At 62.9% G+C, this 24,475-nt stretch carries 22 protein-coding genes; 16 read left to right on the plus strand and 6 right to left on the minus strand.

What is annotated here, in order from left to right; translation table 11 throughout:
• Window positions 1-210 precede the first annotated feature (210 nt).
• Genes NKH54_RS01695 through NKH54_RS01705 form a run of 3 tightly spaced genes read right to left on the minus strand, consistent with a single transcriptional unit; the run spans window position 211 to window position 2,569 of the window.
• Entirely contained in the window at window positions 211-1,245 is a 1,035-nt protein-coding gene (locus NKH54_RS01695; protein ID WP_353027631.1) for a phosphotransferase family protein, read from the minus strand.
• Window positions 1,242-1,757, minus strand: coding sequence for a MaoC family dehydratase (locus NKH54_RS01700; protein WP_280791431.1), 516 nt, complete (start codon window positions 1,755-1,757; stop codon window positions 1,242-1,244). Before NKH54_RS01700 ends, NKH54_RS01695 begins: the two co-directional genes overlap by 4 nt.
• Complete coding sequence (locus tag NKH54_RS01705) at window positions 1,754-2,569, minus strand: SDR family oxidoreductase (RefSeq protein WP_023710918.1); 816 nt, start codon at window positions 2,567-2,569, stop codon at window positions 1,754-1,756. The genes NKH54_RS01700 and NKH54_RS01705 overlap by 4 nt, the downstream gene beginning before the upstream one ends.
• Before the next feature lie 127 nt (window positions 2,570-2,696).
• Between NKH54_RS01705 and NKH54_RS01710 the strand changes: the two genes are divergently transcribed.
• Genes NKH54_RS01710 through NKH54_RS01725 form a run of 4 tightly spaced genes read left to right on the plus strand, consistent with a single transcriptional unit; the run spans window position 2,697 to window position 5,714 of the window.
• A complete protein-coding gene (locus NKH54_RS01710; RefSeq protein ID WP_353027632.1) occupies window positions 2,697-3,938 on the plus strand; it encodes an acyl-CoA dehydrogenase family protein in 1,242 nt (413 codons plus the stop codon).
• A complete protein-coding gene (locus NKH54_RS01715; RefSeq protein ID WP_196815079.1) occupies window positions 3,859-4,143 on the plus strand; it encodes a zinc-binding dehydrogenase in 285 nt (94 codons plus the stop codon). The genes NKH54_RS01710 and NKH54_RS01715 overlap by 80 nt, the downstream gene beginning before the upstream one ends.
• An 11-nt stretch (window positions 4,144-4,154) precedes the next feature.
• Window positions 4,155-5,192 (plus strand): zinc-binding dehydrogenase, encoded by a 1,038-nt coding sequence (locus NKH54_RS01720; protein ID WP_353027633.1) that lies wholly within the window; start codon window positions 4,155-4,157, stop codon window positions 5,190-5,192.
• A gap of 24 nt (window positions 5,193-5,216) precedes the next feature.
• On the plus strand, window positions 5,217-5,714 hold the full coding sequence (locus tag NKH54_RS01725; RefSeq protein WP_353027634.1) for a hypothetical protein: 498 nt from the start codon (window positions 5,217-5,219) through the stop codon (window positions 5,712-5,714).
• A gap of 70 nt (window positions 5,715-5,784) precedes the next feature.
• Here NKH54_RS01725 and NKH54_RS01730 read toward each other — a convergent pair whose 3' ends face one another.
• The 3 genes from NKH54_RS01730 to NKH54_RS01740 form a co-directional block, all read right to left on the minus strand.
• Window positions 5,785-8,916 (minus strand): efflux RND transporter permease subunit, encoded by a 3,132-nt coding sequence (locus NKH54_RS01730; protein WP_353027635.1) that lies wholly within the window; start codon window positions 8,914-8,916, stop codon window positions 5,785-5,787.
• Window positions 8,913-10,076 carry an efflux RND transporter periplasmic adaptor subunit gene (locus NKH54_RS01735; RefSeq protein ID WP_023691844.1) on the minus strand — a complete coding sequence of 388 codons (1,164 nt, stop codon included), beginning with the start codon at window positions 10,074-10,076 and terminating at the stop codon, window positions 8,913-8,915. The genes NKH54_RS01730 and NKH54_RS01735 overlap by 4 nt, the downstream gene beginning before the upstream one ends.
• A 171-nt stretch (window positions 10,077-10,247) precedes the next feature.
• A complete protein-coding gene (locus tag NKH54_RS01740) occupies window positions 10,248-11,072 on the minus strand; it encodes a MurR/RpiR family transcriptional regulator (RefSeq protein ID WP_023671160.1) in 825 nt (274 codons plus the stop codon).
• A 147-nt stretch (window positions 11,073-11,219) separates the two neighbouring features.
• Between NKH54_RS01740 and NKH54_RS01745 the strand changes: the two genes are divergently transcribed.
• The 12 genes from NKH54_RS01745 to NKH54_RS01800 all read left to right on the plus strand — a co-directional run bounded on the left by NKH54_RS01745 (window position 11,220) and on the right by NKH54_RS01800 (window position 24,444).
• Window positions 11,220-12,038, plus strand: coding sequence for an N-formylglutamate amidohydrolase (locus NKH54_RS01745; protein ID WP_023691843.1), 819 nt, complete (start codon window positions 11,220-11,222; stop codon window positions 12,036-12,038).
• A gap of 17 nt (window positions 12,039-12,055) precedes the next feature.
• On the plus strand, window positions 12,056-13,600 hold the full coding sequence (locus NKH54_RS01750) for an amino acid permease (protein ID WP_023691842.1): 1,545 nt from the start codon (window positions 12,056-12,058) through the stop codon (window positions 13,598-13,600).
• 78 nt (window positions 13,601-13,678) lie between these two features.
• On the plus strand, window positions 13,679-15,235 hold the full coding sequence (locus NKH54_RS01755; protein WP_023691841.1) for an amino acid permease: 1,557 nt from the start codon (window positions 13,679-13,681) through the stop codon (window positions 15,233-15,235).
• A 79-nt stretch (window positions 15,236-15,314) separates the two neighbouring features.
• Window positions 15,315-16,685, plus strand: a complete 1,371-nt coding sequence (locus NKH54_RS01760; protein ID WP_023691840.1) for a glutamine synthetase family protein — start codon at window positions 15,315-15,317, stop codon at window positions 16,683-16,685.
• Window positions 16,686-16,775: 90 nt separating this feature from the next.
• Entirely contained in the window at window positions 16,776-17,231 is a 456-nt protein-coding gene (locus NKH54_RS01765) for a DUF7662 domain-containing protein (RefSeq protein WP_023691839.1), read from the plus strand.
• Window positions 17,228-17,647 carry a type II toxin-antitoxin system VapC family toxin gene (locus tag NKH54_RS01770; protein WP_031196520.1) on the plus strand — a complete coding sequence of 140 codons (420 nt, stop codon included), beginning with the start codon at window positions 17,228-17,230 and terminating at the stop codon, window positions 17,645-17,647. The genes NKH54_RS01765 and NKH54_RS01770 overlap by 4 nt, the downstream gene beginning before the upstream one ends.
• Window positions 17,648-17,660: 13 nt before the next feature.
• Window positions 17,661-19,046, plus strand: coding sequence for an aldehyde dehydrogenase family protein (locus NKH54_RS01775; protein ID WP_023691838.1), 1,386 nt, complete (start codon window positions 17,661-17,663; stop codon window positions 19,044-19,046).
• An 18-nt stretch (window positions 19,047-19,064) separates the two neighbouring features.
• Window positions 19,065-20,237 (plus strand): iron-containing alcohol dehydrogenase, encoded by a 1,173-nt coding sequence (locus NKH54_RS01780; RefSeq protein WP_023695633.1) that lies wholly within the window; start codon window positions 19,065-19,067, stop codon window positions 20,235-20,237.
• A 239-nt stretch (window positions 20,238-20,476) separates the two neighbouring features.
• Window positions 20,477-21,583, plus strand: a complete 1,107-nt coding sequence (locus tag NKH54_RS01785) for an ABC transporter substrate-binding protein (protein ID WP_023671169.1) — start codon at window positions 20,477-20,479, stop codon at window positions 21,581-21,583.
• A 63-nt stretch (window positions 21,584-21,646) separates the two neighbouring features.
• Window positions 21,647-22,561, plus strand: coding sequence for an ABC transporter permease (locus NKH54_RS01790; protein WP_023671170.1), 915 nt, complete (start codon window positions 21,647-21,649; stop codon window positions 22,559-22,561).
• A complete protein-coding gene (locus tag NKH54_RS01795; protein WP_023671171.1) occupies window positions 22,558-23,349 on the plus strand; it encodes an ABC transporter permease in 792 nt (263 codons plus the stop codon). Before NKH54_RS01790 ends, NKH54_RS01795 begins: the two co-directional genes overlap by 4 nt.
• Window positions 23,350-23,379: 30 nt before the next feature.
• Window positions 23,380-24,444: an ABC transporter ATP-binding protein gene (locus NKH54_RS01800; protein WP_023686439.1), complete on the plus strand. Its 1,065-nt coding sequence runs from the start codon at window positions 23,380-23,382 to the stop codon at window positions 24,442-24,444.
• Window positions 24,445-24,475 lie beyond the last annotated feature (31 nt).

The following is a 24,475-nucleotide window of genomic DNA, read 5'->3' on the forward strand; positions in this document are numbered from 1 at the left end:
CCGGGTCTAATCAAATTGATAGAGCATGATGTCGTCCGAAAACCGCTTCACACTTTCGGCATCATGCTTTTTTCTACAGACGGTGATCGGTTTGCGTCCTGTTTCCAGGCCGGTTGCCACCACCTCCGTATGGGCTTGCTCCCTGGTCGGGGAACGGAACTGATCCGATCTGTCATCAAATCGCGCCGACCACAATATCTCATTGTCGAGTCAGGTTCGGTCGATCAGCTTGGCGGCAAGGTGCGACAGCAGCTTCACCGCTTGACCATAGGTCTTGGCCTTTTCGGGGTTGGAGGCGTTGCCGTCCAGCGCCCGCTTGTAGACGCCCTGGCAGATGGCAGCCAAACGGAAGAAGGAGAAGGCGAGGAAGAAGCTCCAATTGTCGATGCCGGCCAGCCCGCGCCGACGGCAATACGCCGCGACATAGGCTTCCTCCAAGGGAAGGCCGAGGGCGGCGCGGTCGACGCCGCCAAGACCGCGAAAGCCCGAGGCGTGCGGCAAGCGCCATTGCATGCACTGGTAGGCGATGTCGGCAAAGGGGTGGCCAAGCGTCGACAGTTCCCAGTCGAGCACGGCCAGCACTTTCGGCTCATTGTGCGCGAAGATCATGTTGTCCAGCCGGTAGTCGCCATGCACGAGAGATTTTCGGCCGTCATCGGCCGGCATATGCGTCTCCAGCCACGCGATCAGCAGGTCCATGTCGGCGACCGTGCCGGTCTCCGAGGCGCGGTACTGGCTGGTCCAGCGTGCCAGCTGGCGTTCGAAGTAATTGCCGGGTTTGCCGAAATCGCCGAGCCCGACCGCCTCGACATCGACATCGTGCAGGGCCGCCAGCGTGGCGTTCATGGCATCGTAGAGGGCGGCGCGCTCATCGTTGCCAGCGGCCTCCGGCACTGCCGGATCCCAGAAAATGCGGCCGTCGAGAAAACCCATGACGTAGAACATGCGGCCGATCGGCGTCGCCTCCGCCGACAGATGCAGCATCGCCGGCACCGGCACGGCGGTGCCGGCCAGCGCCTTCATGACCGTGAATTCGCGGTCGACCTGATGCGCCGATTTCAGCAACTGGCCCGGCGGCTTGGCGCGCAGGACATAGCGGCCGCTGGCCGCGGTCAGCAGATAGGTCGGGTTCGACTGGCCGGATTTGAATTTTTCGATGGAATGAAGCCCGGCAAAACCCGGGATGTGCGCCTCGAGATAGGGCGCTAGTGCCGTCTGGTCCAGCGCGTTGGCGTCGCCGCTCATGCGGTCTCCGGCTCACGCTCGATCAGCGTCAGCGTCAGCCAGCGCGCCGTCAGCGCCGGCTTCTTCGAGCCTTCGATCTCGATGGTCACGTCATGCGCCGTCTGCACCCAGCCCGACGGCCTGACCTTGACGTCGGCCAGCACGAAGCGGGTGCGGATGCGCGCGCCGGTCTTCACCGGCGCCAGGAAGCGCAGCGAATCGAAACCGTGATTGACTCCCATCTTGCCCTTTTCCAGCGGCGGCATGGTCTCGAAGGTCATCGCCGAGAGCAGCGACAACGACAGGAAGCCATGCGCGATGGTGCCGCCGAACGGCGTCTCGTTTTTGGCCCGCTCGGGGTCGCAATGGATGAACTGGTGGTCGTCGGTGGCGTCGGCGAACTGGTCGATCATGGTCTGTGTGACCTCGCGCCATGGCGAGACGCCGACTTCCTTGCCGACGCTGGCCAGAAGCACATCGAGACTGATCGGTTCCACTGCGGTGTCCTCCCCTCGCCGCCGACCGCGGCTCATTCCTTGAACAGTGTCAGCCCATGCTGCACCGACTGCCCGCCGTCGATCGGCAGGATGGCGCCGGTGACATAGGAACCGGCACGGCTGCACAAATAGAGCGTTGCGCCGCCGATGTCATCCGCCACGCCGATACGGCCGATGGGGACATGGCTGCCGACATGTCTGGCCTTTTCGTCGGTGCCCGTGGCAAAGGCGGTCATCCGGCTCTGGAAGGGACCGGGCGCGAAGGCGTTGACGGTGATGCGCCGCGCCGCGAGTTCGATCGCCAGCGTGCGCGTCAGGTGGTGAACGGCGCCCTTGGACGCGGTATAGGAATAGGCGTCGTCGGCCAGCGGCTGCGTGCCCATCACCGAGCCCAGATTGATGACGCGAGCCGGATCGGCATCGCTGGCCGCGGCTTCCAGCAGCGGCAGCAATTCGCGCGTCAGATGAAAGACGGCGGTGACGTTGACGGCGAACACCTTGGCCCAGCCGCTATAGGGAAAATCCTCCAGCGAGGCGCCCCAGGATATGCCGGCATTGTTGACGAGAATGTGCAGCTTCTCGGTGCGCGCCTTGACCTCGCTGACCAGCGCGGCAATGCCTGCTTCGCTCGAGACGTCACCGGCAAAGCCTTCGGCACTGCCGGAGCCGCCGAGCCCGTTCAACTCAGCGGCGACCTTGATGCAATCCTCGCCCTTGCGCGAGGCGATCATCACGGTAGCGCCGGCTTGGACCAAAGCGGTCGCCACCATGCGGCCGATGCCGGTCGCGGCTCCCGTCACCAGCGCTGTCTTGCCGGCGACTGAGAACAGTTCTTCCAGATAGCTCATCGCAATTCCTCCGCGCCTCTCTGCTCACGGTCTGGGGCGAAAGGGCTCGCGTTGACAAGGCTACCCGAAGTACGGTCATCCTTGCCACGGGTAAAGTGCCCCAGATGCGTGAAAGGGTTGGAGACCGATGGCGGACATGAATCTCGGCATGACCGAGCGGCTGAAGCCGATCCACGCCCGCGTCGCCACCATGGTGCGCGATGAGATCATGCCGCTCGATCATGAGTTTTTGAGCGAGGTCGGCAAGGGCGGCGACCGCTGGGTCTACACCGCGCGGCAGACCGAGATCCTCGAAGGGTTGAAGAAGACGGCCAAGGAGCGCGGTCTGTGGAATTTCTGGCTGACCGGGTCCGAGCGCGGCTACGGGCTCTCGACCGTTGAATATGCCTATCTCGCCGAGGAGATGGGCAAGGCGCATCTCGGCGCCGAGACCTTCAACTGCTCGGCGCCCGACACCGGCAATATGGAGGTGCTGGAGCGCTATGGCTCGGAGGATCACAAGCAGGCATGGCTGGCGCCGCTGCTCGAGGGGAAAATGCGCTCGGCCTATCTGATGACCGAGCCGGACGTAGCTTCCTCCGACGCCACCAACATCGCCATGCGCTGCGAACGGCGAGGCGACGACTATGCACTCAACGGCGAGAAATGGTGGGCGTCGGGGGCCGGGGACCCGCGCTGCGCCATCTACATTGTCATGGTTCGGACCGGCGGCGAAGCCGAGCCGCAGCACCGCCGCCATTCGATGATCCTGGTGCCGTCCGGTACCAAGGGCGTGACCAAGCTGCGGCCGATGCAGGTCTATGGCGATGACGCCGCGCCGCATGGCCACATGCATCTTCGCTTCGAAAATGTGCGGGTGCCGGCCGGAAACCTGATCCTCGGCGAGGGCAGGGGGTTCGAGATCGCGCAGGGGCGGCTCGGCCCCGGCCGCATCCACCATTGCATGCGCGCCATCGGCCAAGCCGAAATGGCGCTGGAGCTGCTGTGCCAGCGCTCGGTGCGCCGCGAGGCCTTCGGCCAGCCATTGGCCAAGCTCGGCGCCAATTTCGACATCATCGCCGAGTGCCGCATGGAGATCGAGATGGCGCGGCTGCTCTGCCTCAAGGCGGCGTGGATGATCGACCAGGGCGATGTGCGCGCAGCCGCGCCCTGGATCAGCCAGATCAAGGTCATCGCACCGCGCGTCGCGCTCAAGGTCACCGACGAGGCGGTGCAGATGTTCGGGGCGCAAGGCATCAGCCAGGACACGCCGCTGGCGCGCTCGTGGACGCATTTGCGAACCCTGCGCCTTGCCGACGGGCCGGACGCGGTGCACCGCCGGCAGGTGGCGCGTACGGAGCTCAGGAAATACACGCAGGAAAAGGTCTGAGCGGATGAAGGCCATTATCGCCCGCGATTTCGCGCCGCTCGGCCAGCTCGTCCATGCCGACAATCTGAAGGAACTGGTCGGCTGGCATCTCGCCGGCAAGGTTTGGCCGGTCATCGAAGGCACTTATCCGCTGGCCGATGCCGCCGCCGTGCTGACGCGCGTGCTTGGCCGTGGCGCATCCGGCAAGCTCATCCTCAAACGTTAAGGAGCCCCGCCATGCCGATACCTTCAGACATGAGAGCACTGCTGCTGATCGGCGACGGCTACACCAGGACGCCCTCCGGCAGCGTGCTGGAGGCGATGGAGCCGTATCTCAAGGTTGGCAGCATTGGCGTGCCGACGCCCGGACCGAGCCAGGTGCTGATCAAGGTCAGCCTCGCCTCGATCAACCCGTCCGACGTCATGTTCATCAAGGGCCAGTACGGTCAGCCGCGCGCCAAGGGCCAGCCGGCCGGCTTCGAGGGTGTCGGCACGGTCGTTGCCAGCGGCGACGAGCCCTATGCGAAAAGCCTGATCGGCAAGCGCATCGCCTTCACCACAGGCGTCACCAATTGGGGCGCGTGGGCGGACTATGCAGTTGCCGAAGCCGCCGGCTGCATTCCGCTGCTCGACACGGTCCGCGACGAGGATGGCGCGGCGATGATCGTCAACCCGCTCACGGCGCTCGCCATGTTCGACATCGTCAAGGAGACGGGCGAAAAAGCCTTCATCATGACCGCCGGCGCCAGCCAGCTTTGCAAGCTGATCGCGGGTCTCGCCAAGGAGGCTGGGTTCCGGCCGATCGTCACCGTGCGCCGCGACGAGCAGATTCCGCTGTTGAAGGAGATCGGGGCTGCCCATGTGCTCAACGAGAAGGCGCCGGATTTCAAGGCAGCACTACGCGATGTGGTCAAGGCCGAGCAGCCGCGCATCTTCCTCGATGCCGTGACCGGGCCGCTGGCCTCGGCGATCTTCGACGCCATGCCGAAGCGCTCGCGCTGGATCATCTATGGACGGCTCGATCTGGACACCACTGTCATCCGTGAGCCCGGCCAGATGATCTTCCAACACAAGCACATTGAAGGCTTCTGGCTGGTCGAATGGATGCGCCAGTTCCGCGACAAGCGCGGCCCGGCGATCATGGAAGCACAGAAGCGCTTTTCGGATGGGCGCTGGTCAACCGACGTGACGGCGGTGCTACCGCTGGATGAGGCGATGGCGAAGGCCCCGGCGGAGCTGGCCAAGCCGAACGGGAAGGTGTTTATTAGGCCGTAGATCAGAAGAGTTCGAGGTTCTCCCATGAAGCAACTGTGGTTCGTTGCAGTCGTCCTCACGGGGATGGCAGGCTCGATTTCTGCCGAGGCTGCTGACAAGTTCCCGCCTTCCTGGCGCAAGTCGATGACCAATGACCCCAGCACAAACTTCTTCCTCAAGAAGTATTCGGCCGCCCTGGACAATCCTGCTGCGACCGCAGTCAGAAACATCGTGCTGGCGCGAGAAGTCGGCTCGGAGTGTCAGTCGTCCAAGCTCAATAAAGCCAAGCTCAAAGCATATCGCGACAGCACGGTCGGCGCGCTTTCGCCTGACGCCCTCAAGGCAGCGGCGTTTGAAACCCGCGTTGCGCTGCGCGGCTTTGACTACCAAGATCTCGCTCACCTCTGTGCCGGGATAGACTATCAATTCGGGCCGAAAGGAGCACTGATCGCGGGTGCGATATCACCGGGGAAAGGTGAGCCGAGGTACCGGTACGACCCGGCCAACCCGTACATCCAACTGCCAGAATTCACTGGCAAATAGTGGAGGCGCACGAACGGTTTTCAGTGCTTGACGACCGCCCCCTCCCTATATCTACAGCCACTGGAGCCAGCTACTCCGCCGGCTCGACATTGGCGTACGCCGCTTCCTCAAGCTCCCGCTTCAGCCTCGCTTCCTCATGCGCCTTCGGCGTGACGAAGCGGCCGAGCAGGAGGTAGGCGACCGGGGTCAGGAACAGCGTCGAGACGGTGGCGAGACCCAGCCCGCCGACGATGACCCAGCCGAGCGCGATGCGCGCTTCGGCACCGGCGCCGGCGGCCAGCACCAGCGGGACCCCGCCGAGGATGGTGCAGATCATCGTCATCATCACCGGCCGCAGGCGGATGATCGAGGCCTGCTCGATCGCCTGGCGCACGCCGAGGCCGCGGTCGCGCAGTTGGTTGGCGAATTCGACGATGAGGATGCCGTTCTTGGCCATGACGCCGACCAGAAGCACGAGGCCAATCTGGCTGTAGGCATTGAGGCTGGTGCCTGACAAAAGCAGCGCAAAGATTGCGCAGGCAAGGCCGAGGGGGACCGTCGCCATGATGATGACGGCGCTGACGAAGCTTTCGAACTGGGCGGCGAGCACCAGGAGGATGATGACCAGCGCGAAGCCGAAAATGGTGATCATGGCGCTGTTGGTCTCGCCGAGCGTCGCGGCTTCGGCCAGCGGCAGGACGCGGCTGCCCGGCGGCAGCAGCGGGGCGGCGATCTGCTCGGCAACGCCGAGCGCGTCACCCAGTGCGAAATTGCCGTTCAGGTTCGAGGTGATCGCCACCGAAGGCTGCTGCTGTTCGCGGGTCAGCGACGGCGGCACGGCGCGCTCGGTCAGCGTGGCGATGGTCGACATCGGCACGAAGCGGCCGTCGGCGGTCTTCAGGAAGATGTTTTCCAGATCGGTCGGATCATTGATCGGGTTGGTGGTCGAGACCAGCTTCACGCCATAGCTGCGGTCGGCGATGTAGACATCGACGACATCGTTGCCGTCGAGCATCGCCTGCAAGGTGTTGGCGAGACCCGATATGTCGATGCCGAGATCGGAGGCGCGCTCGCGGTCGATGGCCACCGCCAGCTGCGGCTGCGTCGGGTCGATGGAAAGCCGCGGCGTCTGGAAGCGCGGATCGGCCTGCATCCGGGCGATGATCTTCACCGCCGCGTCGCCGAGCGCCTTGCGGTCGTTGCCGACCAGCGCGAATTGCAGGCCGTTGCCGGCGCCGCGAATGCCGAGGCTATTGGCCTGCACCGGGAAGATGCGCACGGATGGCACCTGCCGGGTCAGCTGGCTTATCTGCGCCATGATCTCCTGCTGGCTGCGCGTGCGCTCGTCCCACGGCGCCAGCGTCATCACCATGAAGCCGGAATTGTAGGCGCCGTTCTGGCCGGCGTTTTCGAAGGTCGAGACGATCTCGCCGGAATCGTGCAGCGGCTGGATCAGCCGCTCGATCTTCTGCATCTGCTGCGTGGTGTAATCGAGGCTGACGCCTTGCGGCGCGTTGATGCGCAACAGCACGACGGCGCGGTCCTCGCTCGGCGTCAGTTCCTGGCGGATGGTGCCGAACAGGCTGAAGGCGACGCCCGCAAACAGCACCGCGACCAGCAGCACGATCCACGGCGCGCCGAGGCAGGCATGCAGGGCGCGTTTGTAGGCCGCGTTCAGCGCACCGCCCATGCGCGCGCCAATGCCGTGACCGCCTTCATGGTGGAGCGATGCGCCGGTCAACATGCGCGAGGCCAGCATCGGGCATAGCGTCAGCGCCACCACGCAGGAGAGCAGCACCGACATGGCGAGGACGAAGCCGAATTCGCGAAATAGGCCGCCGGTCTGTCCCGGCAGGAAGGAGATTGGCACGAAAACGGCAACGAGCGTCAGCGTCGTGGCGATGACGGCGAAGAACACTTCCTGGGCGCCGAGCACGGCGGCGGCGCGAGGCCCCATGCCTTCGTTGCGCCGTCGCACGATGTTTTCCAGAACGACGATGGCGTCGTCGACGACAAGGCCGGTCGCCAGCACCAGCGCCAGAAGCGTCAGGATGTTGATGGAGAAGCCGGCGAGATAGATGGCGGCGATGGTGCCAATCATGGCGACCGGCATTGACAGACCAGGGATCAGCGTCGCGCGCCAGTCGAGCAGGAAGATGTAGATGACGATCAGCACCATGGAGATCGACAGGCCGAGCGCGATCTCGACCTCGTGCACGGCGCCGTTGACGAAGACTGCGTCGTCGCTGGTGATCTTGATCGACATGCCCTTGGGCAGGTTTTCCTGCAGCTTGGCGACGGCTGCCTTCACTCCGGTGGAAATATCCAGCGTGTTCGATTCCGCCTGGCGGATGATGCCAAGGCCAATGCCGGTCTTGCCGTCGGAGCGCAACGAGGTCTGGCCGATGTCGGGACCGAGCGTGACGGTGGCGACGTCGCGGATGCGCGTCGTGCCGCCGATGATGATGTTTTCGAATTCTTCCGGCGTCGTCACATCGGCCGTGGTGCGGACGATGAGATCCTGGTTGGTGGTGGTGATCGAACCGGCTGGTGAATCGAAAGCGACCGAGGCAAGCGCTGCCCTCAGATCGGCCACAGTGAAGCCGAGGCTGGCGAGCTTGTTCTGGTCGACATCGATGCGGAAGATCTTGTCGCGGTCGCCATAGACCTGAACGTCGGCGACGCCAGGCACGGCAGCCAGTTCGTCCTCGATCTGGTCCTGGACGATCACCGTCATGTCCTGCACCGACATGGTGTCGGAGGTGACGGCCAGTCGCATCACGGCATCGGAATTGGCATCGGCCTTGACGATGCGCGGCGGGTCGGCGGTCTCCGGTATCATGTTGGCGACACGGCCGACCGCGTCGCGCACGTCGGAGGCGGCGACGTTCAAATCGACGCCGTCGTTGAACTCGATGGTGACGCGGCTCTGGCCGAAGGAAGAGGTCGACGAGATCGACTTGACGCCGGAGACGCGGGCGACCGCGCCCTCGATGGTGTCGGTCAGTTCACGGTCGACGGTTTCGGCGGCGGCACCCTCGAAGGCCGTCGACACGGTGACCACGGCGCGGTCGACATCGGGCAGTTCGCGGATTTCGACGCCATAGAAAGCGGCAAGGCCGGCCACTGCGATCAGCGTGTTCAGCACGAAGGCCATAACCGGCCTGCGGATGAAGAGTGCGGTGAAGCCGGTTTCGCTGGCGGTGCTGACGGGTGCAGTCATGAGCCTTCGGCAGCTTCCGCGGCGCGCTGATCCTGGCCGGCGATGCGGACCGCGCCGCCTTCGCTGACGCTCTGGGTGCCTTCGGTGACGACCATGTCGCCATCCTCGATCTCAGCGTCGATCAGCACCGTCTCAGTGTTGCGCTGGATGATGCGCACGGGAACGCGCCTGGCCTTGCCGTCCTCGACCTGCCAGACATAGGCGCCGTCGGAACCCCACAGGATTGCCAGCGGGCTGACGGCCGGATAGGTGTCGCCGGGGAAGCGCATGGTGATGCCGAACGACATGCCGGCGCGCAGCGAATCCGCCGGATTGGCGATTGCAGCCTTGACCAGCAGGGTGCGGCTCTTTTCGTCGATGTGGTTGTCGATGGCCGACACAGTGCCGGTATAGGCCTTGCTCGGATTGGCGATCGGCGTCGCCGACAGTTGCGCGCCGACCTTGACGGCGGCGGCGAAGCGCTCGGGCACCAGGAAATCGACCAGGATGGAGGAGCGGTCGTCAAGCGTGGCGATCGCCGACTGGCTGGTGACGTAATTGCCGGCCGATATCGGCAGGATGCCGACCGTGCCGGCGATAGGGGCGACGATCGAACGACGCTGCAAGGCGAGTTCGGCATCCTGCAGCGCCAGTTTGGCGCCGGCCAGCACCACTTGGGCATCGGCGACGGCGACCGGGGTCGCGGCGTTGGAGGCCCTCAATGATTTCACCCGCTCGAGCTTGTCCTGGGCATCCTGCAAGGCAAGCTTGGCACGATCTTGCGAGATCACCTCGGTCTCGGAATCGAGAACAGCGATGATCTGCCCCTTGTCGACGCGGGTGCCGGATTGGACGAGAAATTCAACGAGGCGCCCAGAGCTGTATGGGTTGACCGTCACCGAGGCGTTGGCGCGGCCGGTGCCGATCGCCTGCAGGCGATCGTTGATGGTGGCGGTGGTCGCCGGCAAGGCGACGACATTTGCCGGGCGGCCGGCAGCGTTGCGGCCGCCTGCCTGTTTTGTCGTGTCGACCGCACCGGTTGTGGCGGGCGCCGAAGCATAGGTCCAGTCGATGCCCCAGCGTGCTAGAACCTCCGGCGCGCCCGGGAAGAATCGCGCCCAGGCGAGGACAGCCGCGACCAGGATCACAAGCGCAAAAACGATCTGTTTCCAGGCGGCCATCGACACTCCGGTTGGCAAAACGTCTACCGGTTTCGCCAAGCAAAAAAACGCGCAGCGACGCACCCGGTATGTGCGAAGCCGCCGCAATATCATGGCTTTATGGCAATTCTGCCGCTTCCATGCACATTAAATCTGCGTAATTTTGCGCACCTGCGGCGGGGATTGAACGTGTCAGCGCAGGCTTTCGAGGTCGCGGATGCGCCTGGCGCTGTCGGCCTCGAGCTGCCTCGTGACGGCGCCGATCAGCGTCTCGGCGACAACGAACAGAGCGGCCGAAGAGTCCCACGCCGAAGGCACGGCGGTGCGTCCGGCAATGACATGGCGGGCAAAGCGGGCGATCGGCGATAGCCACTGGTCGGTGAACAGCACGATCTGAACGCCGCGCTGATGCGCGGTCTGGGCAAAGCGGACCAGACTGTCCTGGTAGCGCCTGATGTCGAAGATCACCAGCACGTCGCGCTTGCCCATGTCGATCAGCCGGTCGCGCCAGATGCTCTCCTGGCCGGCAAGGTGATACACATCGGGCTGGATGATGGCGAGGTGGGCGGCCATGTAGCGTGCCAACGGATCGGTGAAGCGGCCGCCGATCAGGAATGTCTTGCCGCGCCGGTCGGCAAGCCTTGCGGCGATGTCGGCAAGCTGTCTGTCGGAGAGATGCCTGAAGGTCTCGCGCATATTGTCCAGCGTCGCCTCCAGCATTGGCGATACTGCACCGCTTGGGGAGGCCGGGTTGAGCGTGCGCGATGCCGGCGACTGCAATTGCGCCGCCAGTTCGTCCTGCAGCGCCGACTGGAATTCGGGATAGTTCTGGAACCCCAGCCTGGAGACAAAGCGCAGGATGGTCGGCGACGATACGCCGGCGGCGGTCGAGAACTCGGCGACCGTCTTCAGCCCGATCAGCGGATAGTTCGCAATCAGTGTCTGCGCGGCGCGGCGCTCGCCGGCCGGCATCGTGCCGATGCGGTCCGAAATCAGTTCGGCAATGCTGGAAATCATCGTTTTCCCCACCCCTGAGCCCGTCCAGACCGCTTCCCCGAAATCGCGTTTGACAAAGCCGGACAAACTGTATGAAATCATCCACAGGGACGCAATGAGGCAAAATACGTAACATAAGATACAGCGCTCCCCAGGGGACGGCAGACTATGGAGAGAGCACGGCCCGCCAGCCTTGCATCGTCTGATACCGTAGGGGTGACGAACCCCGGCGGGTCCAGCCCTTTCGTGCTGACCTGCGACCACGCTTCCAACTTCCTGCCGTCCGAATTCGGCACGCTTGGCCTGCCGGCCGAGGACCTCTCCCGCCACATCGCCTGGGACCCCGGCGCGCTGCCGGTGGCGCGCCGAATCGCGACCGCCCTCGATGCGACGCTCATCGAAACCCGCATCTCGCGCCTGATAATCGACTGCAACCGTCCGCTCGAGGCACCGGACCTGGTGCCGCCGGTAAGCGAGACGACGGCCATTCCGGGCAATGCCGGCCTGTCGGACAGTGAGCGCGCCGAGCGCATCGCTTTGTCGTGGCGGCCGTTCCACGACACGATCGCATCGATCATCGACGACCGGCAGGCGCGTGGGCAGGACACCCGGCTGGTGTCGGTGCATTCCTTCACGCCGGTCTACAAGGGCAAGAACCGGCCCTGGCATATCGGCATCATCCATGATGACGACCGCCGGCTGGCGTCGCCGCTGATAGCGGCGCTGCAGCGGCTCTCCGGCGTCACTGTCGGCATCAACGAGCCCTATTCGCCGGCCGACCGCGTCTATTTCACTTTGGAGCGCCATGCACGCTCGCGCGGCCTTGCCTGCGCAATGATCGAAATCCGCAACGACGAGATCTCCGGCGAGACCGGGCAGCGGAAATGGGCGGATCTGCTCACAGGCATTTTTTCTGACCTGGAACCCGAGGAGGCCAAGGGTTCCCGGCGACACGCAATGGGAAAGTCAGTTCAATCGGCCAGCTAGAAAAACAGGGGACGAAAATGGCAGGACCGGACAAATCAGACGCTGAAAGATCGGAGGATGTAAAAACCCTCCATAGCATGGGCTATGCCCAGGAGTTGGCTCGCCGCATGAGCGGCTTCTCGAATTTCGCAATTTCCTTTTCGATCATTTGTATTCTGGCGGGCGGCATCACGTCCTTCCCGCTGGCCATGGCGACCGGCAGCGGCTTCGAGGCGACTGTCGGCTGGGTCATCGGTGGCGTCTTTGCACTTGTCGTTGCCGCGTCCCTTGGCCAGATCGGCTCGGCCTACCCAACGGCCGGCGGTCTCTACCACTGGTCGTCAATTCTCGGCGGGCGCGGCTGGGGCTGGGCCACGGCCTGGATCAACTTGCTCGGCCTGGTCTTCGTCGTCGCCTCGGTCAATGTCGGCGTCTACGCGCTGTTCAAGGACCTTGTCTGGTCCGGCGTGTTCGGCAACGACGTCTCCGCGTGGGGCTATCAGGAGCAGGTGATCGGCGTTGTGATCATCACGGTCGCACAGGCGCTGATCAACCATTTCGGTATCAGGCTCACCACCATGCTGACGGATTTCTCGGGCTACCTCATTCTGGTCGTCGCCGTCGTGTTGACCGCGATGTTCCTGATCTGGGGCGCAAGCTGGGATTTCTCGCGGCTCACCACCTTCGTCAATAACACCGGTGATCCAGGCGCAGGCTACGTTCCGACCGCACGGACGGCACTCGTCGCCTTCCTGATCGGCCTGCTCTACCCACTCTACACCATCACCGGCTTCGACGCTTCGGCCCACACGTCCGAAGAGACCCACAATGCCCGCGTGGCGGTGCCGCGCGGCATGATCCATTCGGTCCTGTGGTCGCTGGTGTTCGGCTTCGTCATGGCCGTTTCGTTCGTACTGGCCAGCCCCGATCTGGCAGCGACGGCCAAGGATGGCGCCAATGCCTGGTTCAATCTCTTCAACAACCTGCCGGCACCATTCCTGCTGAAGAGCATCATTGCCATCGCAATCGTGCTGGCGAACTTCATCTGCGCTCTCGCCGGACTGACGTCGACCTCGCGCATGATCTTTGCCTTCGCGCGTGACGGCGGCCTGCCCGGTTCGTCGGTGTGGAAAACCGTCAGCCCGACATGGCGCACGCCGGTGGCGGCAATCTGGCTCGGAGCGGTGCTCGCGGTCGCAGCGACATTGTACTCGCCGGCTTTTGCCGCACTGGCGGCCGGCTGTGCATTGTTCCTCTACGTGTCCTACGCCATGCCCGTGGCCGCCGGCCTGCTTGCCGAGGGCAAGAGCTGGACCGAATTCGGCCCGTTCCGCCTCGGCATCTGGTCCAAGCCGTTCGCCGTCATCACGGTGCTTGGCGTTCTGGTGCTGATGTATGCCGGCATCCAGCCGCCCTTCGACATCCTGATCAACTATGCCATCGGCCTGATCGTTCTGCTCGTGGTGCTGTGGTTCGGCATCGAATCGCGCCGCTTCAAGGGCCCGCCGATCGGCGCCGACATTGCTCGCCGCGCTTCGGAGATCGCGGCCGCGGAAGCAGCCGTCGGCCAGACGGCAGGCTAACAGCAAAGACGAGATGCTCCGGCCGGCGCAAGCCGACCGGGGCAGGGCCGGCCAGCTAAGAACGCAAAGGGGACTACAATGGCAGCACCGGGTTATTCAGACACAGACAAGGCGGAAGACGTAAAGCACCTCCATTCCATGGGCTACGCCCAGGAACTTGAGCGGCGGCTAAGCCGCTTCTCCAACTTCGCCGTTTCCTTCTCCATCATCTGCATCCTGTCCGGCGGCATCAATTCGCTAGCGCAGGCAACGTCGGGCGCCGGCGGTATCGGTATCGGCATCGGCTGGCTGGTCGGCTGCTTCGTTTCGCTCACCTTCGCGGTCGCCATGTCGCAGATCAGCTCGGCCTATCCGACGGCCGGCGGCCTCTATCACTGGGGTTCGATCCTCGGCAATCGCGGCACCGGCTGGGTGACGGCCTGGCTCAACCTGCTCGGCCTGATCACCGTGCTTGGCGCCATCAATGTCGGCACCTGGACGTTCTTCATCGGCGCCTTCGGGCCGACGCTCGGCATCGAGGGTACGCTGACCAATCAGATGATCTTCCTGGTCATCATCACTGGCGCCCAGGCCCTGATCAACCATCTCGGCATCAAGCTGACGGCGAAGTTGACCGATTTTTCGGGCTACCTGATCTTCTTCGGCTCGATCCTGATTGCGGTCGTCTGCCTGTTCTCCGCCGAGACCTGGGATTTCAGCCGGCTCTTCACCTTCCACAACTACTCGGGTGAGGCCGGCGCCAGCGTCTGGCCGTCCGTCTCGAACGCCTGGGTGTTCGCTCTCGGCCTCTTGCTGCCGATCTACACCATCACCGGCTACGATGCTTCGGCACACACTTCCGAGGAAACCATCAAGGCGGCCTCATCGGTGCCGCGTGCGATGGTGATGTCGGTTATCTGGTCGGCGGTCTTCGGCTATTTGTTCCTGGCCGCCTTCGTGCTGATGATCCCCAACATGGACGACGCCGCCAAGCAGGGTTGGAACGTGTTCTTCTGGGCCTTCGACCAGCGCGTCAGTCCCGGCCTCAAGGAGTTCGTCTACCTCGTCGTGTTCATCGCCCAGCTGTTGTGCGGCCTCGCAACCGTCACCTCGGCTTCGCGCATGATCTTTGCCTTCTCGCGTGACGGCGGCCTGCCGGGCTCGTCGGCACTGGCCAAGGTCAGCCCGACCTATCGCACGCCAGTGGCGGCCATCTGGACGGCGTCGGTCCTGTCGGTGCTGTTCGTTTGGGGTTCGACGCTGGTTTCGGTCGCCGGCACTTCGGCCTACACCATCGTCGTCTCGTGCACCGTCATCTTCCTGTTCCTGTCCTTCACCGTGCCGATCGTGCTCGGCATGGTGGCCTGGGGCACGCCGAAGTGGGACAAGATGGGACCGTGGAACCTGGGCCGTGGCATCTTCATGCTGTTCGGGGTCCTTTCCATAGTGTCGATGATCCTGATCTTCATCATCGGCATCCAGCCGCCGAACGACTGGGCGCTGTACATCACCGTCGGCTTCTTCATCCTGACGGCGATTGTCTGGTTCGCCTTCGAGCGCAATCGCTTCCAGGGCCCGCCGCTGGGCGACATCATCGCGGCGCGTCAGGCAGCGATCAAGGCTGCCGAACAAGCTGTCGGCGAAACCGGCCACTGACGTCACCATCATGGCCATGGCCGGCGTGCAGCCGGCTATGGTTTCGTCCTCAACGACCAAGCACTGGAGTGCCAAAGGAATGGCCGGAAATTTCTCGTTCGATCAGTTGAAGAAAGCGGTCTCCAGTGGCGAGATCGACACGGTGCTGGCCTGCATCGTCGACATGCAGGGGCGGCTCGCGGGAAAGCGTTTCCTGGCGCAGTACTTTGTGGATTCTGCTCATGACGAGACGCATGGCTGCAACTATCTGCTCGCCGCCGACATCGATATGGAGCCGGTGCCGGGCTACAAGGCGGCAAGCTGGTCGAAGGGCTATGGCGACTTCGTCATGAAGCCGGACCTTGCCACGCTGCGGCGGGTTCCGTGGCTGGAAAAGACCGCGCTGGTGATCTGCGACGTGCTCGACCACCACACCCATGACGACCTTCCGCATTCGCCGCGCGCGATGCTGAAAAAGCAGGTCAAGCGGCTCACCGAACGCGGCTATATCGGCTACTTCGCCTCCGAGCTCGAATTCTACCTGTTCAACGAGACCTACGATTCCGCCCGCAAGAAGCACTGGCAGGGGCTCGACACCGCGTCGCCCTATATCGGCGACTACCAGATCGGCATCACCACCAAGGAAGAAGGCGTCATGCGCCGGCTTCGCAACGAGATGGAAGCGGCGGGCATTCCGATCGAAAACTCCAAGGGCGAATGGGGCCCGGGGCAGGAAGAGATCAATGTGCGCTATGCCGAGGCGCTCGACATGGCGGACCGCCACGTCATCCTGAAGAACGGCGCCAAGGAGATTGCCGAGTCCGAAGGCAAGTCGATTTCCTTCATGTCGAAATACAATTACGGGCTCGCCGGTAATTCCAGCCACATCCACAATTCGCTGTGGAGCGCCGATGGCAAGACGCCATTGTTCTTCGACAAGAAGGCGGACTGGACTTTGTCCACGCTTGGCCAGCAATGGGCGGCTGGGCAACTGAAATATGCCAGGGAGTTTACCTGGTTCCTGGCGCCCTACATCAACTCCTACAAGCGCTTCCAGGCCGGCACCTTCGCACCGACCAAGATCATGTGGAGCGAGGACAACCGCACCGCCGGCTTCCGCCTGTGCGGTGAGGGCACCAAGGGCATCCGCATGGAATGCCGCATCGGCGGCGCCGACCTGAACCCCTATCTCGCTTTCGCGGCGCTGATCGCCGCCGGCCTTGCCGGCATCGACGAGAAGCTCGAACTGCAGAAGCCGTTCGTCGGCGATGCCTACCAGGCCTCGCGCCTGCCGGAGATCCCGAAGACGCTGCGCGACGCCACCGAGACGCTGGCCAAGTCGAAGATGCTGAAGCAGGCGCTCGGCGACGATGTGCTCGAACATTATGTCCACACCGCAAAGTGGGAGCAGTTCGAATACGACCGCCGCATTACGGATTGGGAACTGCACAGGGGGTTCGAGCGGTATTAAAACTTTATACAGCTTTAATGTTGACAATGTAGTGAAGTTAGTACCATATGGTACCTGTAAACTGCAGTGCGCTACATTGAGGAGTTTGCAATGTCCAAATATGCGCCGCTCAAGGACTTTCTCATTGCCCAAAATGTCGATCGCATTCCGATGTCATTCGCCGAAATCGAGAGAGTGCTCAATCTGCCGCTGCCCGCATCGAAGCAATACCCTGCATGGTGGAGCAACAATCCGAGCAACAATCCCATGACAAGGGAGTGGCTTGAGGCTGGGTTCGAGACCGAATCCGTCAATATAGGGAGTGGGAAACTGGTATTTCGCCGCGTTCGCAAAGTACCCATTTCGGCGCCGCCCAGTGGTAGCGTGCCTGCCGCGCCAAAGGAGGCGCGCGCGGATCGCCACCCCGGTTTTGGTTTCATGAAGGGCCTGATAACAATCGAAGCCGGATTTGATATCACCAAACCTTTCGATGACGAGCCATGGGACCGGGGCTATCTGGGCGGTGAGGCTGACGCGCGTGACGGCAAACTTGCGGTGCGTAAATGAGCGAAGAGCCAAACCTGCTTCTGGATACATGTGCGATGATCTTTGTCGCCAACGATAGTCTGATCGATCCGCACGCAAGCCGGGAGATTTCGGAAGCGGCCTATGACGGCCGTCTGTATCTTTCGCCGATGTCGGCATGGGAGATCGGAATTGGCGTAGCCAAGGGCCGGCTCAATCTGCCATTGGCGCCACTCGACTTCGTGGAGCGATTCATCGAGCGAATGTCGGCGAAGCTCAGCGCTATCTCACCAGCCATTCTGATTGCGTCATCCAACCTGCCCGGTCCGCCTCATGGTGATCCCATGGATCGGATACTGATGGCAAGTGCGAGAGCGTTGGACATGGTTCTGGTGACGCGTGACGAGCCCATCCTTCGCTATGGCCGCAATGGCCATCTGCGCACCCTAGCCTGCTAACTTGGAGTATCCTTTGGAAACCGTAAAACTCAAATCGCCCATCGATGGTTCGATTTACGCCGAGCGGCCGATCGCGACCGACCAGGCGATCAATGCCGCGGTCGAGCGCGCCAAGGCGGCGCAGGAGAAGTGGGCGCTGACGCCGATCGTCGAGCGCGGCAAATTTATGCTGGCGATGCTCGAAGCGCTGGTCGCGATGACCGACGAGATCGTGCCGGAGATCGCCTGGCAGATGGGGCGACCGGTGCGCTATGGCGGCGAGTTCGGCGGCGTCAGGGAACGCACCAATTACATGGTCGAGATCGCTGAAGCCGCGCTGAAATCCGTGCCGGCATCCAACCCGAAGGACGGCTTCCGACGCTATGTGAAGAAGGATCCGCTCGGCGTCGTCATGGTGATCGCGCCGTGGAACTATCCCTATCTGACCGCCGTCAACACCATCGTGCCGGCACTGATGGCCGGCAATACCGTTATCCTCAAACATGCGGCGCAGACGCTGCTGGTTGGCGAACGGTTCCAGCAGGCGTTCGACAAGGTTGGGCTGCCCAAGGGCGTGTTCCAGAATGTCGTCCTGAACCATGCCCAGACCGAGAAGCTGCTCGGCTCGGGCAAGATCGACCATGTCAATTTCACCGGTTCGGTCGGCGGCGGCCGCGCCATCGAGAAGGCGGCGGCCGGCACCTTCATGACGCTCGGGCTCGAACTCGGCGGCAAGGATCCGGCCTATGTGCTGCCCGACGCCAAGCTCGACCATGCGGTGGCCAATCTGGTCGACGGCGCCTTCTACAATTCCGGCCAGTGCTGCTGCGGCATCGAGCGCGTCTATGTGCATGAGAAGGTCTACGACCAGTTCGTCGAAGGTTTCATCGCCGAGACGAAGAATTATGCCGTCGGCAATCCGCTAGAACAGGCGACGACAATGGGGCCGATGGCGCAGGCGCGCTTTGCCGACCTGATCCGCGAGCAGAAGGCCGAGGCGCTGCGCAAGGGTGCAATCGCACACATCAATATGAAGGTGGCTAACGACAAGGCCGGCTCGCCCTATCTCGCGCCGGAAGTGCTGACCGGCGTCGACCACCAGATGAGCGTCATGCGCGAGGAAAGTTTTGGCCCGATCGTCGGCATCATGAAGGTGCGCAACGACGAGGAGGCGATCGCGCTGATGAACGACAGCCCCTACGGGCTGACCGCTTCGATCTGGACCGACGATATCGAGCATGCGGTGGCGATCGGCGACCGCGTCGAGACCGGCACCGTGTTCATGAACCGCTGCGACTACCTCGATCCGGCGCTGGTCTGGACCGGCGTCAAGGACACCGGCAAAGGCGTCGCCCTTTCGGCGCTCGGCTACGACAATCTGACCCGGCCGAAATCCTTCCATCTGCGCGAAGCCATCTGATTTTTTGAAAGACAAGACATGTCCAAGCTGATCTCCAAATGGAACTACCCGACCACCGTCCGCTTCGGCGCGGGGCGCATCAAGGAACTGCCTGACGTGCTCGCTGCCACCGGCATTAAGCGGCCGCTATTCGTCACCGATCCGGGGTTGGCGAAACTGCCGGTCGTCGCTTCGACGCTGAAAATCCTCGACGACGCCAAGGTATCCTATGGCGTGTTCTCCGAGGTGAAGCCGAACCCGGTCGATTCCAACCTCACCGCCGGCATCGCCGTGTTCAAGAAGGGCAAGCATGACGGCGTCATCGCCTTCGGCGGCGGTTCAGCGCTCGATCTCGGCAAGCTGATCGCGTTCCAGGCCGGCCAGACGCGGCCGATCTGGGACTTTGAGGATGTCGGCGACTGGTGGACGCGCGCCAATTCGGATGCCATCGCGCCGATCATCGCCGTGCCGACCACTGCCGGCACAGGCTCGGAAGTCGGGCGTGCCGGCGTCATCACCAATGAGGCGACGCACACCAAGAAGGTCATCTTCCATCCGAAGCTTTTGCCGGCAATCGTCATTGCCGATCCGGAACTGTCGGTCGGCATGCCCGGCTTCATCACCGCCGGCACCGGCATGGATGCGCTGGCACATTGCCTCGAAGCCTATTGCGCGCCGGGCTACCATCCGATGGCCGACGGCATTGCGGTGGAAGGTGTGCGCCTGGTGTTCGAGAACCTGCCCAGGGCCTACGCCAAAGGCAAGGACCTTGTCGCGCGCGCCCACATGATGAGTGCGGCCGCCATGGGTGCTGCCGCCTTCCAGAAGGGTCTTGGCGCCATCCACTCGCTGTCGCATCCGATCGGCGCGCTCTACGACACCCATCACGGCATGACGAATGCGGTGTTCATGCCCTATGTCTTGGCCTTCAATCGCGACTCCATCGAGGAGCGGATTGCCCGGCTCGCTGCCTATTGCGGCATCAAGGGTGGCTTCGACGGCTTTGCCAAAGCGATCATCAAGCTGCGCAAGGAATTGAAGGTGCCGCATGCGCTGCCCGATCTGATCAAGGGGCTCGACATGGACAAGAAGCGCAAGGGGCTGATCGCCGACATGGCGGTGGTCGATCCGACAGCCGGCGGCAACCCGGTCAAGCTGACCAAGAAAGCAGCGCTGACGCTGCTCGAGAACACTATCGCCGGCACTGTCTGAGGCGGTTTCTGCGCCGGACGTGATCTAAAAACGAAGGGAAAGGAAGGGCAAGGGGGCAAAAAGCAAGGCAATAAACCATTAGCCGGGAAATTAAGTCGAGGCTAATTGCTACAGCCGGTTAAAAAGAGTTAACTTTTCGTACCGCCGGGGGCCAGTTTCAAAAAGCTTTCATCTGGCTGTCATATGAAACCGATACCGCATCGCAGGCGTCCAGGACGCCAGTTCAACGGAGAGAACACATGTTCAAGTTCACAGGGAAAGTGCTTTCCCTTTCGGCCGTCGCCCTCATGGCGACCTCTGCTATCTCGTCGGCCCAGTCCATGGATGAACTGGTTGCCGCTGCGAAGAAGGAAGGCCAGCTCACGACAATCGCGCTGCCGCATGACTGGTGCGGCTACGGCGCCGTCATCGACGGCTTCAAGGCAAAGTATCCTGAGATCACCATCAACGAACTCAACCCCGATGCCGGCTCCGGCGACGAGGTCGAGGCGATCAAGGCCAACAAGGACAACAAGGGCCCGCAGGCGCCCGACGTCATCGACGTTGGCCTGTCCTTCGGCCCGACCGCCAAGGCTGACGGCCTGATCCAGCCCTACAAAGTGTCGACCTGGGACTCGATCCCCGACAGCGCCAAGGATGCCGATGGTTACTGGACCGGCGACTACTATGGCGTGCTATCCTTCCTGGTGAACAAGGACCTCGTCAAGGAAGCGCCTGCTGACTGGGCTGACCTGCTGAAGCCGGAATTCGCCAACACCGTGGCGCTTGCCGGCGACCCGCGCGCCTCGAACCAGGCCATCCAGGCCGTCTACGCGGCCGGCATTTCCGGTGGTGCGGCTGCCGGCGAAGCTGCTGGCACTGCTGGTCTCGACTTCTTCAAGAAGCTTAACGCCGCCGGCAATTTCGTGCCGGTCATCGGCAAACCGGCGACCCTGGCACAAGGCCAGACGCCGATCCTGGTGACCTGGGATTACAATGCACTTGCCGGTCGCGACACGCTGAAGGGCAATCCGCCCGTCGACGTCGTCGTGCCCAAGACCGGTGTCGTTGCCGGCGTCTATGTGCAGGCGATCAGTGCTTTCGCACCGCATCCGAACGCTGCCAAGCTCTGGCTGGAGTATCTCTACTCCGACGAAGGCCAGATCGGCTGGCTGAAGGGCTATTGCCACCCGATCCGCTTCAACGATCTTGCCAAGAACGGCAAGCTCCCGGCGGACGTGATGGCCAAGCTGCCGCCGGCCGAGGCTTACGCTGCCGCGGTGTTCCCGACGCTGGACGAGCAGGGCAAGGCAAAGGAAGCCGTCACCAAGAACTGGGATGCCGTCGTCGGCGCCAACGTCAAGTAAGGCTTGAAACCAACCGGGCGGCCTCGCGGCCGCCCGGTGTTCCTCGGAGACGGTAGCCGGCGCATGACAGATATCTCGCTTTCCGATCACGCAGTTGCCGGGAAGACCGCGCCCCCCAGCGAGGCGCGTGCAATGCGACTGCCGACGCAATGGCTCGGCGTTGCGCCATTCTTCATCTTCGCCATCATGTTCCTGATCCTACCCACGCTCTATCTGATGCTGGGTGCATTCCAGAACGATGCCGGCGAATTCACGTTCGAAAACATAGCAGCACTGGCGCAGCCATCGATTGTCGCCGCCTACTGGATCTCGCTCAAGGTCAGCCTTTCCTCGTCGCTGATCGGCGCCTTCGCAGGTCTCGGCATCGCCATCGCCATCGTGCGCGGCGGCCTGCCGGAGTGGATACGTTCGGCGACGCTGACATTCTCCGGCGTGGCTTCCAATTTCGCCGGCGTACCGCTGGCCTTCGCCTTCATCGCCACGCTCGGACGCCTCGGTCTCGCCACGGTGCTGCTCAACACCGTGTTCGGCCTCAACATTTATGCGCACGGCTTCAACATCCTATCGTTCTGGGGCCTGACGCTGACCTATGTCTATTTCCAGATTCCCCTAATGGTGGTCATCATCACGCCGGCGATCGACGGCTTGAAGAAGGAGTGGGGCGAGGCTGCGGCGACGCTTGGCGCCACCCAGACGCAATACTGGCGCATGGTGGTCATCCCGGTGATCTGGCCGAGTTTCCTCGGCACGGTCATCCTGCTCTTCGCCAATGCCTTCGGCGCCATCGCCACCGCCTATGCGCTGACCGGCTCTTCACTCAACATCGTACCGATCCTGCTCTATGCGCAGATACGCGGTGACGTGCTGCACAATGCCCATCTCGGCTATGCGATCGCCTTCGGCATGATCGTCATCACCGGGCTGGCCAATGTCTTCTACATTTGGTTCCGGACGCGCTCGGAGAGGTGGCTGAAATGAAGTCCGGAAAATTCTGGGCCTGGGTCGTCTTCGGGCTGGGCGCGGCCTATTTCTTCATTCCGCTGATCGCGACGGTGGAATTTTCCTTGCGCATGCGGCGCGGCGCTTATTCCTTCGACGCCTATCAGATCGTGCTTGGCGACCCTCGTTTTCAGGCGACCTTTGGCTACTCAGTGCTTGCCGCCATCTTCACCATCATTCTGGGCGTGTTGATCGTGGTGCCCGCCGCCTACTGGATTCGACTGCGCCTGCCGCAACTGCGGCCGATCGTAGAGTTCATCACGCTGCTGCCGCTGGTCATTCCCGCCATCGTCATCGTCTTCGGCTATATCAGGATGTACGGTTCGAATTCGCCGCTGCCGTTCCTGGCGACCGACATGGGCACAAATGCCTTGCTGGTCATCGGCTATGCAATGCTGGCGCTGCCCTACATGTATCGCGCGGTCGATACCGGACTGCGCACCATCGACGTCAGGACGCTGACCGAAGCGGCGCAGATCCTTGGCGCCGGTTGGGGCACGATCATTGGTCGTGTGATCCTGCCCAATGTGCTGATCGCCGTGCTGTCGGGCGCCTTCCTTACCTTCGCCATCGTCATTGGCGAATTCACCATGGCCAGCTTGCTCAACCGGCCCGCCTTCGGCCCCTATCTGCAAAACGTTGGCGCCAACCGCGCCTATGAGCCGGCGGCGCTTGCCATCATCGCCTTCGCCATCACCTGGGGCTGTATGTCGCTGATCCAGATCCTGTCCCGTTTCGCGCCGAGATCGGCGAACCGCCCGAACTGATCGACAAAGTACTGATCGAAAGAAAAAGCCATGGCCGAACCATTCCTCTCCATCCAGCATGTGCGAAAATCCTTCGGCGCCACCACCGTGGTCGAAGATTTCAATCTTGATGTCGAGCCGGGCGAGTTCGTATCCTTCCTTGGGCCATCGGGTTGCGGCAAGACCACCGTGCTGCGCATGGTCGCCGGTTTCGAAGAGCCGTCGGCGGGCAAGATCGTCGTCGCAGGCAAGGACATCACGAGGCTAAAGCCCAACCAGCGCAATGTCGGCATGGTGTTCCAAGCCTATGCGCTGTTCCCCAACCTGACGGTGGCGCAAAACATCGGCTTTGGCCTGAAGGTCGCCGGCATGCCCAAGGCGGACATCGACAGACGCGTGGCCGAGATGCTCGACATCATCAAGCTGCCGCAGATGGCCGACCGCTATCCCTACCAGCTCTCCGGCGGCCAGCAGCAGCGCATCGCGCTGGCGCGTGCCATCGCGCCGAAGCCGAAGCTGCTTTTGCTCGACGAGCCGCTGTCGGCGCTCGACGCCAAGGTACGTGTGTCGTTGCGCGAGGAAATCCGCTCGATCCAGAAGAAGCTCGGCATCACCACCATCTTCGTCACCCATGACCAGGAAGAGGCGCTGTCGATCTCCGACCGCATCGCGGTGATGTATGGCGGCAAGGCCGAGCAGGTCGGCACGCCGTTCGAGATCTACAACCGGCCGGCGACCAAGTTCGTCGCCAACTTCGTCGGCACGCTGAACGTGCTCGAAGGCAAGGTCACTGACGCCGCGGCCGGCACGGTGCAAGTCAACACGCAGGAAGTCTCGCTCAAGGGCAAGCTCAACGGCTCGAAGTCGGGCGACACGCTGTCGCTGGCGCTGCGTCCCGAGGCGATCTCGCTCGGACGCCAGCCCGGTCGCGATTCAAGCCTGTCGGGCGAAATCTCCGAAGTGCACTTCCTCGGCTCGGTCATTCGCGTTCGCGTCGGCATCGGCGGCAACACGGTGTCGCTCGACACCTTCAACAGCCCGGCAACGCCACCGCCGGCTGTCGGCGAGAAGGCCGACATATCGTTCTCATCGAGCGATATGCTGGTGCTGCACTAGCAAAGCAGCATCCTGGGGCGACCGAGGCGGT

This window comes from Mesorhizobium sp. M1004 (genome assembly GCF_040318795.1).
Taxonomy (GTDB): Bacteria; Pseudomonadota; Alphaproteobacteria; order Rhizobiales; family Rhizobiaceae; genus Mesorhizobium.